The sequence below is a fragment of the Micromonospora sp. DT41 genome (genome assembly GCF_049841715.1).
In the GTDB taxonomy this organism is placed as follows: Bacteria; Actinomycetota; Actinomycetes; order Mycobacteriales; family Micromonosporaceae; genus Micromonospora; species Micromonospora profundi.
The window spans coordinates 29802-45182 of record NZ_JBNCKU010000005.1; the positions used below are offsets into that span (position 1 = coordinate 29802).

11 protein-coding genes and 1 tRNA gene are annotated in these 15381 nt (G+C 69.6%); 6 read left to right on the forward strand and 6 right to left on the reverse strand.

Features of this window, described 5'->3' with window-relative positions:
- Window positions 1-117: 117 nt before the first annotated feature.
- Both ACLQ23_RS10875 and ACLQ23_RS10880 read left to right on the forward strand, forming a co-directional pair.
- Window positions 118-1422: a hemolysin family protein gene (locus ACLQ23_RS10875; RefSeq protein ID WP_355587110.1), complete on the forward strand. Its 1305-nt coding sequence runs from the start codon at window positions 118-120 to the stop codon at window positions 1420-1422.
- Window positions 1419-2426, forward strand: a complete 1008-nt coding sequence (locus ACLQ23_RS10880) for a hemolysin family protein (RefSeq protein WP_355587112.1) — start codon at window positions 1419-1421, stop codon at window positions 2424-2426. Before ACLQ23_RS10875 ends, ACLQ23_RS10880 begins: the two co-directional genes overlap by 4 nt.
- A 59-nt stretch (window positions 2427-2485) precedes the next feature.
- On the opposite strand, the gene ACLQ23_RS10885 is transcribed toward ACLQ23_RS10880, so the two are convergent.
- A complete protein-coding gene (locus ACLQ23_RS10885) occupies window positions 2486-2863 on the reverse strand; it encodes a winged helix-turn-helix transcriptional regulator (RefSeq protein ID WP_355587115.1) in 378 nt (125 codons plus the stop codon).
- 79 nt (window positions 2864-2942) lie between these two features.
- Here ACLQ23_RS10885 and ACLQ23_RS10890 point away from each other — a divergent pair, with 79 nt between their 5' ends.
- From ACLQ23_RS10890 to ACLQ23_RS10900, 3 genes are all read left to right on the forward strand, one after another.
- On the forward strand, window positions 2943-3353 hold the full coding sequence (locus ACLQ23_RS10890) for a RidA family protein (protein WP_355587117.1): 411 nt from the start codon (window positions 2943-2945) through the stop codon (window positions 3351-3353).
- 86 nt (window positions 3354-3439) lie between these two features.
- On the forward strand, window positions 3440-4357 hold the full coding sequence (locus ACLQ23_RS10895) for a LysR family transcriptional regulator (protein WP_355587120.1): 918 nt from the start codon (window positions 3440-3442) through the stop codon (window positions 4355-4357).
- Window positions 4354-5274, forward strand: a complete 921-nt coding sequence (locus tag ACLQ23_RS10900; protein WP_355587123.1) for a serine hydrolase — start codon at window positions 4354-4356, stop codon at window positions 5272-5274. The genes ACLQ23_RS10895 and ACLQ23_RS10900 overlap by 4 nt, the downstream gene beginning before the upstream one ends.
- Window positions 5275-5291: 17 nt before the next feature.
- Here ACLQ23_RS10900 and bla read toward each other — a convergent pair whose 3' ends face one another.
- From bla to ACLQ23_RS10920, 4 genes are all read right to left on the reverse strand, one after another.
- The gene (bla, locus tag ACLQ23_RS10905; protein ID WP_425735028.1) at window positions 5292-6203 is read right to left on the reverse strand and encodes a class A beta-lactamase; all 912 of its coding nucleotides are present in this window, start codon (window positions 6201-6203) and stop codon (window positions 5292-5294) included.
- 169 nt (window positions 6204-6372) lie between these two features.
- Entirely contained in the window at window positions 6373-6999 is a 627-nt protein-coding gene (locus tag ACLQ23_RS10910) for a hypothetical protein (protein ID WP_425735011.1), read from the reverse strand.
- Window positions 7000-7650: 651 nt separating this feature from the next.
- A complete protein-coding gene (locus ACLQ23_RS10915; RefSeq protein WP_425735010.1) occupies window positions 7651-10242 on the reverse strand; it encodes a DUF6493 family protein in 2592 nt (863 codons plus the stop codon).
- The gene (locus ACLQ23_RS10920) at window positions 10239-11411 is read right to left on the reverse strand and encodes an SWIM zinc finger family protein (RefSeq protein ID WP_425880614.1); all 1173 of its coding nucleotides are present in this window, start codon (window positions 11409-11411) and stop codon (window positions 10239-10241) included. The genes ACLQ23_RS10915 and ACLQ23_RS10920 overlap by 4 nt, the downstream gene beginning before the upstream one ends.
- A 453-nt stretch (window positions 11412-11864) precedes the next feature.
- Here ACLQ23_RS10920 and ACLQ23_RS10925 point away from each other — a divergent pair, with 453 nt between their 5' ends.
- Complete coding sequence (locus ACLQ23_RS10925; RefSeq protein ID WP_425880615.1) at window positions 11865-14753, forward strand: WD40 repeat domain-containing protein; 2889 nt, start codon at window positions 11865-11867, stop codon at window positions 14751-14753.
- A gap of 526 nt (window positions 14754-15279) precedes the next feature.
- On the opposite strand, the gene ACLQ23_RS10930 is transcribed toward ACLQ23_RS10925, so the two are convergent.
- A tRNA-Arg gene (locus ACLQ23_RS10930) sits at window positions 15280-15352 on the reverse strand.
- Window positions 15353-15381 lie beyond the last annotated feature (29 nt).

Below are 15381 nucleotides of genomic sequence, written 5' to 3' on the forward strand. Positions count from 1 at the left end.
GTACGAGGAGGAGCACGACCTGATGGGCGAAGACCACCGCCTGAGACCTTTGGCCCGCTGGCGCGGGCCTGATTCATCTGGGGCGACAAACAGCAGGAGCACGACGACGTGTGGGTGTTGAGTCTCCTCCTGGGGCTGCTGGTGATCCTGGTGATCACCGCTGCCACCGGCTACTTCGTGGCGCAGGAATTCGCGTACATGGCCGTCGACCGGTCGCGGCTCAAGGCCCGCGAGGCGGCGGGTGACAAGGCGGCGGGTCGGGCACTGGACGTGACCCGGCGGACCTCGTTCATGCTGTCCGGCGCCCAGCTCGGGATCACAGTCACCGCCCTGCTTGTGGGGTACGTCGCCGAACCGTTGGTCGGCAAGTCGCTCGGCACCGCCCTCGGCGGCGTCGGCGTCCCGACCGGTGTCGGCATCGTCGTCGGCACTGTGAGCACGCTGCTGCTCTCGACGTTCGTACAGATGCTGTTCGGCGAACTGTTCCCGAAGAACCTCGCCATCTCGAGACCCGAGCCGGTGGCCGTCTGGCTGGCCCGCTCCACCCAGGTCTACCTGCGGGTGTTCGGCTGGATGATCGCCTTCTTCGACAAGTCTTCCAACGCCCTGCTGCGCCTGTTCGGCATGGAGCCGGTGCATGACGTGGAACACGCAGCCAGCCGCCACGACCTCGAATACATCGTCAGCGAGTCCCGCGACTCCGGTGATCTCCCCGCCGAGCTGTCGATGCTGCTCGACAGGGTGCTCGACTTCCCCGACCGTGACGCAGCCCACGCGATGGTTCCGCGGGCCCGGGTCGATGTCGTGGAGCCCGACCTGACCACCGGGGAACTCTGGGCCACGATGGCCGGCGGCCACTCGCGCTACCCGGTGCTCGACGAGCGCGACGACGTGATCGGAGTGGTGCACCTCGCCGACCTGCTCGCTGTCGACCGCGACGCTGCGCGCACAGTCGCCGACATCATGCGGCCACCGGTGCTGGTTCCCACGTCGATGCCGCTGCCGCGGGTCGTGCAGACCCTCACCGAGCGGCGCGCCCAGCTCGCCTGTGTGCTCGACGAGCACGGCGGACTGGCCGGCGTGGTCACCGTCGAGGATCTTGCCGAGGAACTGGTCGGGGAGATCGAGGACGAACACGACGAGACAACTGTGGCCCCGCTGCCGGTCGGGCCGGCGGACGGCACCTGGGAACTTTCCGGCCAGCTGCCCCTGGACGAGGTCGAACGCGCCATCGGGCACGACCTACCCGAATCGGACAGCGAAACCCTCGCCGGCCTGGTCATCGAACTGATCGGCGAGCTACCTGCCCCGGGCGCCACGGCTGAGCTGAGCCTCGACGCGGTGTTCCTGACACTCGAGGTGATGGAGCTGGAACGGCACGTCCCGTCGTTGGTCCGCCTGCGTACGGAGGAGAACCGGTGATCGGCAACCCCTGGGTCGTGGTGGCCGTCACCGTTGTGCTGATCGTGCTCAGTGCCTTCTTCGTGGCAGCCGAATTCGCGCTGCTGGCGGCACGCCGGCACCGCCTCGACGCGCGTTCCGAGCACAGCCGGTCGGCCCGGGCGGCGGTGCGCAGCTTCGACGAGTTGACAGTGCTGCTGGCCGGCTGCCAACTCGGCATCACCGCCTGCGCACTCGGCCTCGGCGCGGTCACCAAGCCAGCCGTCAACTACGCGCTGACCCCAGTGTTCCTGTCCTGGGGCGCGCCGGGCTGGACGGCCGACGCGGTCGGGTTCGCGCTGGCGCTGCTTGTCGTCACCTTCCTGCACCTGGTCGTGGGGGAGATGGCACCGAAGTCGTACGCGATCGCCCACCCGGAGAAGACCGCCATCTTCCTGGCGATCCCGATGCGCGGCTTCATGTGGCTCACCCGTCCGGTGCTGCGTGCCCTCAACGCCAGCGCGAACTGGTGCCTGCGCCGGGTCGGCGTCGAGCCCCGGGACACCATCGCCACCGGCCAGAACGCCGCCGACCTGCGCCATTTGGTCGAGCACTCGGCAAACGTCGGCGCGCTCGACGCGTCGTACTCCGCGCAACTCACCGATGCCCTCGATCTCGACCAGCTCACCCTGGCCGACCTCACCGGCCCGGAGCGCGGGCTGACCTCGGTCGAAGCGGCCGACACGGTGCTCACCGTCCGCGCAACGGCCCGCGCCACCGGCCACCTGCGGGTGGTGGTCCTGCGTGACGGTGCGGCCGTCGGCGTGGTGCACGTCCGCGACACCATGGACCAGCCGGACGACCGGACCGCTGGCGAGGTGATGCGCGATGTTCTCGTGCTGGACGGCTCGACGCTCGTCTACGAAGCCCTGGCCAGGATGCGGAACACCCGCCACCACCTCGTGGTGGTCACCACACCGGACGGTCCGGCGGTGACCACCCTCACCGACGTGGTCGAGCGACTGCTCCGCGCCCCCGCCCGATGACGCGGTGCTCGACGGGTTCGCCCTCCAGCAAACCCGTCGAGCACCCGCGGCACCGGCCGTTACTCGATCTGGGCGTCGAACGCCGTGCGGGCGTGCTCGATCTGCGGCATGTACGCGTCCGCCCACTCGAGGATGGTGTCGATCGGTGCACGCAGGGTCTTCCCCAACGGGGTGATCCGGTACTCCACGGCGACCGGGCGGGTAGCCACGACATGGCGCTCGATGATCCCGTTGCGCTCGAGCCGTCGCAGCGTCGCCGTTAGTGACTTCTGCGTCACCGCCGGAACCGCCCGGCGCAGCTCGTTGAACCTGCTCGGGCGCTCGCACAGCTCGTTGAGAACGCTGAGCGACCACTTGTCCAACACCTGGTCGAGCAACTCGCGGTGGGGTGCGTCGATACGTAGCTCGCCGGCTCGGGGGGTGGTGGTATCGCGCATGAAACCAGGTCTCCTTGCAGTGTCCTTCATCGACTAGGTATCAATAGTAAACCGAGTTGGTTCCACCAGAGGAGAAACGATGTCTGTCACCCGCTTCAGCCCCGACGGTCTTCAGCCGCACACGCCCTACGCTCACGTGGCGGTGGCTACCGGGTCCCGTCACATTCACGTGAGCGGTCAGATCGCACGCCTGGGCGACGGCACAGCCGTTGCTCCCGGCGACCTGGCCGGGCAGGTGGCGCAGGCGCTGCGCAACACCGGCCGGGCCCTCGCCGGAGCCGACGCGTCATTCGAGGACGTGGTCCGGTTGACCTTCTACGTGACCGACTGGGCACCCGAGAAGATCGGGCCGTTCATGGCCGGGATCGAGTCGGTCGTCGAGGAGCTCGGCCTGCCCTGGCCCCTGCCGCCGGCGTCGCTGATCGGCGTGGACTACCTCTTCGAGCCCGACGTGCTCGTCGAGTTGGAGGCGACCGCTATCGCGCAGTAAACGCTGATGACCCGCGACGCTCCGCGAGAAGACGCCGCCCGTCGGCTGCTGTTCAGGGCGGCACACGGCCGCGATACGTTCGGTTGGTGGATGTGGTCGCCGCCTGCCGAGCCTTCGTGGCCGTCAGCGGCCACGGCAGCTTCACCTCCGGGGCTGCTGCGGCGGGTATTCCCCAGTCGGTCGCCAGTCGCCGCATCGCCGCCCTGGAGGAGCATTTCGGGGCGCGGTTGTTCGACAGGTCGTCCCGCGCGGTGCGGCTGACGTCGTTCGGGCAGGACATGCTGCCGTCGGCCCGGCGCCTGGTCGACCTCGCCGATGCGATGGGCGACAACGCCGAGCGGGCACTGTTGCGTCCGCTGCGGGTCGCCGTACCCGAGATCTGCCCGCCGCGCCGCCTCGCCGATCTGGTGGTCGCGGCGCGGCGGCAGCGGATCCACCTGGAGGTACGGCCGGCCGGCCCGTCGGAACGAGCCCGGCTCTGTCAGACCCTTGAGGTCGGTGCCGGAATCGTGGCGGTTCCGGAGGCGGCGGCGTCCTGGCGGGTGCCGCTCGGGTTGGCCGCCCGGACCCCCTTCCCGGCGCCGACGGTGTTCCTGGAGACGCTGCGCAGCGGCCGGGCCCGCACGCAGGCACGCCGGCGGATCCTGATCCAACCGGAGGACGACGTCGCCCACCTGCGGGACCCGTTGACCCGTGCCGGCCAGTCGGCCGGCCTGGTGCCGGCTCAGGTGGCGGTCGCGCCGTCCCTCGTCGACGCCGCGGCAGCGGCCCTCGGCTCCCCCGACCTGCTGCTGTGCTCCCGTCAACAGGCCGAGGACTTCGGATTGCACTGGTGCCCCCTCGCGGGCCCACGGCTCCTGCGCGGCTACGACGTCGCCGCTGGCGTACGCGAAGACCTCGATCAGCTCAGCACGGTCCTGTACGCGGACATCGCGCGATGCCTCGGCGCGCCCGACGGCCATCCAGAGCCGGCCAGGGCCGGCACGACGGGAGATCCCGCGTGAGCGCCACCGCAGTCGTCCGCAACGCCCAGGACCTGCTCGACGAGGCGGGGCTGCACGGCGCGTTCCTGGTCCGCAACCTCGACACCGGCGAGGAGATCGGCTTCGACGCGGACACCCCGTACCCGGCGGCGTCACTGGTGAAGGTGCCGCTGGCAGTCGCCGTGCTCGAACGGATCGCACGCGGGGAACTCGACCCGGCGACGCCTGTCGACGTCCCGCCCGGTCGGATTACCACACCGGGCCCGACCGGATTGAGCCGCTTCCGCCACCCCGCGCGGATCGCCGTGGACGACCTGCTCTACCTGAGCACCGCCATCAGCGACGGGGTCGCCGCCGACGCGCTGTTCGACCTCGTCCCGCCGGCCGAGGTCGCGGTCGAGCTGCGGCGACTGCGCATCGAGGGCATCGCCGTGCGACACCGGGTCGGCGACCTCGCCGAGACGCCTGCGGAACGTTTCGACCCCGACGACGTACACCTGGCCCATTCCCTCGCCATCAGCGCGGGAACCCCCGGACAGGGCCACCCGGTCGCCCAACTCGACGTCACCCGCGCCAACACCGGATCGGCCCGGGCCCACGTCGACCTGCTGCACGCCCTCTGGCGCCCGTCGACGATCCAGGAAGCCACTGCCGATCGGGTACGCGCCCTGATGGGCGACAACCTGCACCGGCAGCGACTCGCCCCGGACTTCACCTCCGACGCGTCCCGCTGGTCGTCCAAGACGGGCACCCTGCTGCACCTGCGCCACGAGGTAGGGGTGGTGGACCACGCCGACGGTCAGTCGTACGCGGTCGCCGCGCTCACCGCCTCCCGGGTGCCCGCCGTCGCGCAGCCCGGTAGCGAGGCGACGATGGCGCAGGTCGCCCGGACACTGCACGACCACCTCCGCACGGGCACCCTGCCCTGGTGGAGTTAGTCAGGTGGGGACCGCAGTCACAGCGCTGCGATCACGACCTCCGTTGCCCTCGCGATGAGGGCGTTGTCGTAGTCGGCGTCCTTCTTGTCGCGGCTGGACAGCACAGCGAGGACGATCGGTGCCCGATCCGGCGGCCAGATCACCGCGATGTCGTTGCGGGTGCCGTAGCCGCCGGACCCGGTCTTGTCCCCGACGACCCAGCCGTCGGGAACACCGGCGCGGATCAGTTCGCCGCCTGTGGTGTTGCCCCGCAGCCAGCCGTTGAGGATGTCGCGGTCCGCCGATTCGAGGACGTCGCCGACGGCGTACGCCCGCAGGGAACCGGCAAGGGCCCGCGCGGTGCTGGTGTCCCGCCGGTCACCCGGCCTGGCCTCGTTGAGCGCGGTCTCGTAGCGCTCCGGATCGGTGACCTTGTCGCCGATCTCGCGCAGTTCCTTCTCGAACTTCTGTGGCCCGCCGAGCTGGCGCAGCAGCAGGTTGCCGGCGGTGTTGTCGCTGTAGCGCACGGCCGCGTCCGCGATCGCGCGCAGCGTCATGCCGTCGGCGACGTGCTGCTCCGTGATCGGCGAGTAGGTCACCAGATCGTCCGCCGAGTACCGGACCACCTGCTCCAGTTCGGCGTCGGTGGTCTCGTCGAGGACCTCGGCGGCTGCCAACGCCTTGAACGTCGAGGCGTACGCGAACCGCTCGTCGGCCCGGTACTGCACGGTCCGGCCAGTGCCGGTGTCGATCGCGTAGACCCCGAGCCGCGCGTCGAATCTCTCCTCCAGTCGCCGGAACTCCTGGTCCCGGTCAGCGGCGGCGGTGGACGGGCTCACCGTCGCCGCAGGGGTCCGCGTCGGCTGCCCTCCGGCATCGGCGGGACCGCAGGCGGCCAGTGACACCACTGCCAGCGCGCCCACCAGACGGCGTGTCGCACGCACCATGATCACTCCTTGTCGGTCGTGAGGTCCGGCGCGGGGTGGCGCCGGACGGACAGGACTCGACCTTGACAGGGGTACGGCATGCGGTCGAAGACGGAACCGGCGGTGTTCATGCTCATTCGGCATCGCCAGCGTCTCACGGACGGGTCCCCTCCCCACCGGTTCACCCGGTCCGTCAGGAGCTGGGTCCCGCGAAGGGACCGTCGGCGCTGAACACCCGCTGCGCGAAGCGTTCGCCGATGCGTCGGTGGGTGGCGGTGTCCGGATGGAGCTGATCGGGCAACGGCAGCTCGGCGAAGTCGGCCGCGCCGTAGAGGTCGAGGCCGTCGAGGTGGTGCAGGTTCGGGTCGTCGGCGGCCCGCTGGGCGGTGATCCGCGCCAGCTCGTCGCGGATGACACGGAGCGTGAGCTTCCCGCTCGCCCGTTCCGCCGGGTCGCCGGTGGCCCGGAACCGCAGCTGTCCGGTGCTGAGGGCGGTGAGGTCGAACGCGCCCGGTCCGGGGGTGTCCTCGTGGATGGGGCAGTAGATCGGGGAGACGACAAGCAACGGCGTGGTGGGGTGGCCCTCCCGGATGGTGTCGAGGAAGCCGTGCACGGCCGGGGTGAAGGCGCGCAGCCGCATCAGGTCGGCGTTCACCAGGTTGATGCCGATCTTCACGCTGATGAGGTCCGCTCGGGTGTCCCGCATGGCGCGGGCGGTGAACGGGTCGAGCAGCGCGCTGCCGCCGAAGCCGAGGTTGATCAGGTCGACGCCGCCGAGGGACGCGACGACAGCGGGCCAGGTGGCGGTCCGCAAGGGCACCAGCGGTGAAGCTCGGCTGGCACCCCGGCCTCTGCGCGAGGCGATCTTCGCTGGACCGGAAGGGGAACCAACAGGTAGCCACGTTGCCGCATGCAGTATATCGGGCATCGACAGGTCCGACGCTTCTGCCGGCGAGGCGTGATGCCGAATCGCAGATCCGCCCCTCCGCCCGTGACCAACGTCGCCGGGGTGGACCTTCCGCACGCCGACGGCCACCGTCTTACAACGGCGCGCCGGGACGCCGATCCGGCAGATCCGACCTCCACCGACAAGCACAACGCTGGCTGGGCCTTTATGTGATACGACGTCGACAGCGGCGGCAGCGCATTGCCCACGACTGCGTCAACACCGTGCGATGGCATCCGGGGTGACGAACCGTTGATCCAAGATCACCTTTAGAGACTCCGGTCGGCCGCCGCAGATCGCGCACGGCATCGACCGGGTCCTGCGCCCGATCGACCTCCCCTGATCCTTTTCTCAGCGCGGCCCGGGCGTGCGATCGCAGCTCACGACCGGGCCGTCTGTGTCGATGGCAAAACCTAAGGCCCCGCGCTGGTAAAGCAATCAGTTGCCGGCATGATCACCTTCCTCGCTTTCGTCTCGCTGGGGGTGGTTGATGAGGACCCGGATCGACGGCCGATGCGCAGACGCTCATGACGGCATGCGAGGGCTGGCGCCTGCGGTCAGGCACTGACGCAGGCGCCGGGCCTGTTTGACCGTCTGCGAGCTGGCCTTGCTGTCGGCGACGGCGTCCAACTCCGGGAGCGTTCCTGTTGCTCCGCATCGGCTGACGCAGTCGGCGGCCAGCGACAGCAGCGCCGCGAGGCGGCGTGGGCGCCGGCCTTCGGGAAGCAGACCGGGTAGGGCGCCGGCCAGGATCTGCCAGACGGTGGCGTACGCACCGGTGCGTGCCATCTCACTCAGGACATCCAGCACTTCGGGCGGCCGGGAGTCGCTGCCCTGTTGCCAGCGGCCCAGATACTGTCCGCACTGCGTCGCGTCGAACTCGTTTCGGGCGACCAGTTGCAACAGTGCGTCGATGACACCGGCCCAGTTCTGCGGGCTGGCCCGCACCAGTGCGTCTGCGATGAGCCGGTGCAGGGCCGGCCCGGCCGGCCCGTCGGCCGCTACGAGCCGGTGCAGATCGCGGGCGTATTTGTCGAGGTGCTCGCATGCTTTGCTCGTGAGCATCTGCTCCGCGACGTACTCTCGCTGCACGGGGACGGTGGCAACCCATTGGGGTAGGTCGATGCCGCGGCCGACCAGATCGAGATACCCCCATCTGCCTGGCAGGTCGTGCCCCTCCTGGTCGTAGCCGTCCACCCGGGACATCCGCCCGCTCACTCGCCGGAACGGTTCGGTGAAACCTGACCGCAGCGCGGGCAGGGCCGAACCGAAGGATTCCTCCGCCACCGGTCGCAGGCCGCCGGACGACAACCAGGCTGCGAACCGCGTGCCGTCCGCCGTGCCCAATCCCGCGGCGGCTGCCGCGAGCCGCTCGCGTTCCGGTTGCTCCGGTAGCCGGGTACGCAGAAGAGCCTGCTCGAGGTCGGCGGATCCGGCCGAGAAGCCGCGTCGCGCGTACTCGGTCAGCCGCTCCAGCAGCACATCGGCGTCCACCACGCCGGTGTGCCAGGTGGGCGTGGCGAGCAGAAACGGCGGCGGATCGGTCGTGATGCGGCGCGCCACCTCGAAGAGCCGGGCCCGCCACACGAGGCGGAATGCGCAATGCGCGCACTGCCTTTCTCGAACCGGGGTATCCACCTCCCTGGGGACGAGCGGACGTTTCACGCCGTCGAGCTCGCCTGCGAGGACGAGCACGACGACACCGATGCCCGCCACGTAGGTCGGCGGCTTCCTGACGTACGCGATGGTGCTCAACGCGTCCGTCAGCGCGGCCCGATCTCGGTTGGCGAACCGGACCAGGCCGTCCAGAGCCCGTTCCGACTCAGTGGTGGAGGGACGCTTGGCGGCCAGGATCGCGCTCACCTCCTGGACCAGCTCCGGCAATGACTCCAGTACGGGAGGGGCCAGTTCGGGCACCGCCACAGGCGGCAGTGTCTCCCGATACCGCGCCCGCACCGGCCCGGCGGTGGGCGCCGGCCCGCCGAGCTCATCGGTCGCACGCCGGCGCAAGTCGGGCGTGAGCACCGCGACCGCCTCGGCGATCTGCGATCGCACCGCCTGATTCACCGTACGCAGGTGCCGGGCCACGAGCTTCCACGCCTGGTCCTGCACGGCGTGCTCCTCGTGCCCGAACGCCACAGTCGCGGCAACCAGCAGTGGAGCCGCGTCGTAGCGGTCGTGGCGGACGGCACGGTCCAGCAGCTTGAGCTGTGCGCTGACCAGTGCCTTCTCCGGCCGGGCCAACACGTCTTGCGCGGTGTCCGCCAGCAAGGTGGGGTTCAGCCGACCGGCGTCGGTCAGCAGGCGCAGTCGGGCCAGTGCGTCGCCGGCGACCGGGGCGTCGGCGTCGGCTGCCAGGCGTGCCCAGTCACCGGCCCGGTCCGCGATCTCGTCGCCGGTCAGTTCCAGGCGTTCCAGCAGGCGCCGGAATCCGCGGATTTCGCTGGGTCTCCCACCACGCAGCAACCGGGCGGCGCATTTGTCGATCAGTGCCGCGCGGTCCAGATGTCCGGACTCGGCCAGGGCCACCAGGTCGGACAACCACTGATCATCCTGGAGGATCCGCGCTCCGAATCCATCGACGTCCAGGGCCACCGGTATCAGCACCGGCATGTCGGGATCGGCGCGTAGATCGGCCAGCCCTCGGCTGTATCTCAGCCGGGTGACGGCGTAGCCGGCCGTGGCCGGCGTCGCACAATCCGACATCCGTATCAGGTTCTGCACGAGTTCGTAGAGCGGGTGTGTGCCCGCGAACACGCCCTCTTGATCCATCTCCGCGGCCAGCCGGTGTGCCAGCTCGCCGAGCCAGCCGGGATCGCGTCCGGCGAGGACGTCCGAGGAGGACTCGGGGTACCTGGTTCCGGGAGGCCGTCTGCGGCTCGTGGCCCTGACCCACTGCGCGGCCGCGGCCGGCGTGGGCTGACAGCCCAGGCCCGCCAGTTCGGCAGCGCCGAAGACCGGAGGGTACGTGCCGCGGGGCACCTCGCGCAGGACCTGTGTCACGGCGGGCAGACATATCTTGCGGGTCGCGTCGTCCATCTTGCCGACCAGGAGCAGGACCTGTTGCTTGTCGCCGGCGCTGACCGCGTCGAGAAGTCGCTGTCGTTCAGGGCTCATCGCTGATCTCCTCTGATGGTCATGCGTACGGCGAGTACGTGTTTGCACGGACCTCGCCCACCGCGGTGTTCGGCCCACCAAAGGCAGGTGCATCCCATGACTCGCCCGGTGTGGTTGACGAGATAGACGTTGTCCTTGGAACGCACCGTGGCTGTCGTCGCGTCCAGCGTCACCGCGCCGCCACGCACCAGCTCCCGCGCGTCGCGCAGCCGTGGGTTGTGCAGTTCCGCTTGCTGCGCGTGGTAGGGCAGCTCACGATGGAAGTACGCAGCCTCCGCGGTGTCATAGCCGACCCGGCCCGCGGTCCCCAACTGGGTGAGCGCCGCGCGCACCCGGTCGGTCGTCAGCCCGGCCTGCACGGCGAGGTCACTGACGTCGATCCGCGGTTCCCAGGCGAGCAGCACGCTGAGCAGGTCGGCATCGGCTTGCGCCTCCGGGCCAGCCAGGAGGTCCAGCACGGCGCCTTCGCCGGAGAAGCCGCGCGAAACATGCGGGGAGAGCATCAGCGTCAGACGCGTGCCGGCAAGCTCCACCTCCCAGGCACTGGCAGACGGCGGGCTGCCGCTGGCGACTGCGGGGCCGTACAGCCGCAGGGTGCGGGCGTGCCGCAGCATGCGGTTCAGCGCTGCCAGCCGAGCGGGTCCGGGCAGGCAGACCGCACCGGGCGCCGGGCGCGACGTCGTCCGCAGCGTCCGGCCAGCGGGCACCACCCACAACTCGCCGGCCCGGCCACGGGTGGGCAGCGACCGCATTAACCGCACCGCGTCGGCGGCGGACACCTCGGCCCGCAGGTCGAACGTCGGGGCGATCACCTGCGTCTCCGCGAAACCGCGTACCCAGCGCTGCGGCAGGGGCACTTTCTTCTCCACCAGCGGCCCGCTGAGCGTTGTGACGGCGAGCTCGTCCGGGCCGACGCGCAAGTGCAGCGGATCGTTCGGCGCGATCCGCGACAACGCGAGCCGAAGCGGATCGTTGATGTCGAAGTTCGACGTGCCGTGCCCGATGTCGCCGCCGTCCATCCCGTCAGCGAGCAGGTCCAGCCGCGCGTAGACCCCGCAACAGCCGGAAAAAGACTCGAAACGCAACCGATCCCCGTTGCCGGTGATGACCGGATCGAGCGAGTTCCTCAACGCCGGCTGGTAGTAGCGGGTGGCGGCGACGTCAGCCACAGCGAGCAGCCCGGCTGCAGCGCTCCGCGCGTCAGTCAGGAAGCCGGAGAAGAAGTGGGGATGAGCCGCGGTCCCCCGCGGCGTCCGGCCGCCAGAGGTCTCCAGAGCAACCCGACCGCCGTCTGACCCGGACGATACCTGCGAGGGTCGCACATAGGCGCTCGAATGCGACGACTGTGTCACGGCGAGCAGGATAGATCAACACCGCTACGCCGGTCAGGCCAGTAGCGAGGAGGTCCGCCGGATCCTCGCCCGGGACACGATCAAACCGTGGCAGTACCGGTCCTGGATCTTCATCCGTGATCCGCAGTTCGCCGTCAAAGCCGCCCGCGGCTCGGGCCACCTGGATCCCGTGGCGGCGCATACCCCTGGCGGAAGAGTGTTCTAGCTCATGGTCACGTTGCGTGATCTGGAAAGCTGACCCGTCGATCTTCGTGAATGAAGGGGAACGGGATGTCGCAGGGTTGGGAACTGGACGACAGGGCCGCACCACATCGGGTGCTACGAACCCCCCTGGGCTTCGACGAATTGCACGCCTACGACGAGGTCGGCCCGGCGGCACTGGTTACCGTGGCAGGAAGGCCCACCTTGGTCTGCGCCGGTCTGCCGACCCCCGACGGCTCCCACTACGCCGCCATCGACGTGGAGACCGGGGCCCGCATCCCGGACCGGTCCGGGATGCACGGCGCGCACGGACCGCACAGCGTGGCGGTGGGCATGTGCGGCGACCAGGCGGTGATGGCGCTTCTCATGCGGCATCCCGAGGACGGTGACAAGTTCGGCGGGGTGTTGCGGTTACGTGACCTCTGGTCGGGTGAGCTCCTCGACGTGCAGTTTCCGCCCATGCGGGCGCAGTCGCGGGTTGCGGTCGCCACGGTGGACGGCCGGGGGGTCGTCGCCGTAGGTGCAGCTGTCTACGACGCGCAGGATGGCAGCCTCATCACCGAGGGCAACGCTCGCGGCTTCCTGATGATGCACGCGGTCCACCAGGGACGGCTTCTGCTGCTGTGCTACGACTTCCCGCAGAGCCGGTTCATGCTCGTGGACGCGCTGACCGGTGCCATTGTCGGCGATCCGTTCGAGGTGCCGCTGCCGAACATCCGTGATCGTGCCAAGGCGGCGGTGGAGGTGGACGGGCACCTCTGGGTGTTCTTCACCACCGGCCGACGTGGCATTGATCCACTCATAGTCTGGGACGCCACCGCCGGCGAGGCAGTGAACCTGCCCGCGTTGTGGGATGCCGAAGCGGCCGCTGACTGGCCGATCGAGGACATCGCGGTGCTGGTCGACAACGGTGAGATCAGCGTCCTGGTGCAGTGGGGATACCACGGCCGGGACGGCACCGACCTGTGGGTACCGGCCGCCGACGGGCGGCGGTTGGCGGCCCGCTTCGGCGGCTGCACGGCACTCGCGCTCGGCGTGCTCGACGGCCGGGCCGCTGCGGTCGTGGCCGCCAACGGCCGCGCGCTGCGGGTGTTCGACATGACGACGGACGCCACGGTCGCCAGCCCGTACTACAACAACTGGATCCCGGAAGAGGTGCAGATCCGCGCCGCGTCATTCGCCGAGATAGGCGGGCGGGGGTCCGTGCTCCGCTGCGGTGCCACCGGCGTGATCTGGGACATCGAGTCCGGCCTGCCGGTGGTCGCTGCCGCGCTGCCCGGTGCCGACGTACAGACGATCACCCCGGGCCGGCTGGACGGCCGCGCGGTGTTCGCCGTCCTGACCCGCACCAGACCCTCGTACGCGCTGACGTTGCGAATGTGGGACCCGCAGACCGACGAGACGCTGTTCTCCCGCGAATTACCGCCGAGACAGGACGATGTCACGTTCGACTGCCCCATGACGTTCGTCGACCTCGACGGGCTGCCCACGGTGGCGATGCGCGGGGACCGGCAGATCGAGTTCTTTCATGCCCGCACCGGCGAGATGGTCGGCCGCATCGAGACCACAGGCATGGGGATCATCGGTTCTCTCGCCGCCGGGCGCCTCGGTGGCCGTACAGTGCTGGCCGCCGGAGACGGGTACGGTGCGGTGCACGTCTTCGATCCGGTCACCGGCCAGGAGGTCGCCCCGAGGCTACGCGCTCACCCGCCGGCGCCCACCAGTGCCGGGCACGCGGGCGCATGGGTGCTGGCTATCGCCTTCGCGAAGATCTCCGGCCGGGAGGTGGTGATCGCCGGCGGCACTGATCAGGTTATCCGGGTGTGGGACGCCGCCACGGGCGAGGCCGTCGGGATTCCGTTCAGCGGCCACACCGGCAAGATCACCGCCCTGTTGCCCGCACTGTGGGCCGGTGAGCAGGTGTTGATCTCGGTGGCCAGCAAGGGCGCTCCGCGCATGTGGATCCTGCAGGCAGCGCCGGTGGACACCGGCCACACCGGCAGAATCACCGCCTTGGCCGCCGGGACCCGCCGCGGTGAGCCGGTGTTCGCGTCCAGTTCCGAGGACGCAACGATCCGGCTGTGGGACGCGGCCACCGGACGGATCATCGACTCCCTCGATGCCGGCGGCACGGTCACCTCAGTGGCCTTCGGCGGTCCCGGTCGCGACATCCTGGTAGGTGTCACCGGCCAAGGGCTGGTGCAGCGCTGGGACGCCAACTCCGGCACGAAGTTGGGTGATCCGCTGCACCATGGCGGTCCTGCGATGTACGCGGCGGCCACGGTCGACACCGGCAGCCGCTGCCTGCTCGGCGTCTGCGCAGCGGACCAGACGCTGCGACTCTGGGACATCGTGACGGCCGAACTGCTCACCCAGGTGCCGGTAGGCCAAACCGTCAGATCCCTGTCGATGGCCGCAACCGGCGAACAACTACTGGCGATGGTGCACGGCGACATCGCCGACGACGAGCCATGCCTGGGAGATTCCATGGCCGCGCTATGGGACGTGTGGGCCGCCGAACGGATAAGGCAGCCGCTACAACTCGAAGACGGCGCTGACGTCGCCGTGCTCGGCATGCTGAACGACCGGGCGGCGCTCATCCAGGGCCTGGACGTCGCCGCCGACGATTTCGACTACGACCCGGCAGGCATGGACGCTCTACAACTGCGGGACGCCGTGACCGGAGAACTCCTCCACGACTTCGACAATCACAAACACCACTGCTGCACCGCCGTGGCGCTGACAACCGCCGCCGGACGAACCTGGATCGCCTCCGGCCACGCGCGCGGTGTCGTGCTACTCGACGACGAACTCCGGCAGGTCGGCGACGCCTACAAAGGACACAAGGGTGAGGCCGTCAGACTCGTTGCCGTGACCGAGGCCGCTGGCGGCCTGGCGATCGCCTCCGTCGACTACGCGAACAGCCTGCATATCAGGCCGGTTCCGCTTCCAGGCTGAGCCGCCCTCAGGCCAAACTCGTGGCACGGGGTGTTGTGGCGAGAACAAGCGGCCGCCATCACGTCCCGCGAGGGAACCCAGTGTCAACCCGGCGGCCATGACGGAGGGCGCCGACAGCGGGTACCAGGCCGGCAGACAACCCGATGATCTACAAGTAGACGCGGGCTGCCTTATTCCGCGAGCCGGCAGTGCGCGACCTGCCAGCGCACCATGAACGAGGTGGGAAGCTTGCCCGACGAGCCGGCGGACTCGAGTACGTGCACGATCCCACGAGCATCGCCCGGTCACCGGTCTGCCGCTGGCCGCGGCGCTGTCGCCTTTCCGGTGCAGCAGCCAGCAACGGCACCGGGACGACAAGCACCCCGGCAAGCGTCACGAAAGTAACCACGGGATGCGGGTCCGCCCCCGATCGCGTGGCGAAGCCCGCTCAACGCTGCAATCCCACTATGCGGGATTGCAGACGCTATAAATGGGAAACAAAAGGCCGTGACCCTTGTTTCCGCAGGTCACGGCCTCGATCTTTCTGTGCGCCCGAAGGGACTCGAACCCCTAACCTTCTGATCCGTAGTCAGATGCTCTATCCATTGAGCTACGGGCGCTCGTGCTCAGCCAGTGTACACACCTGACT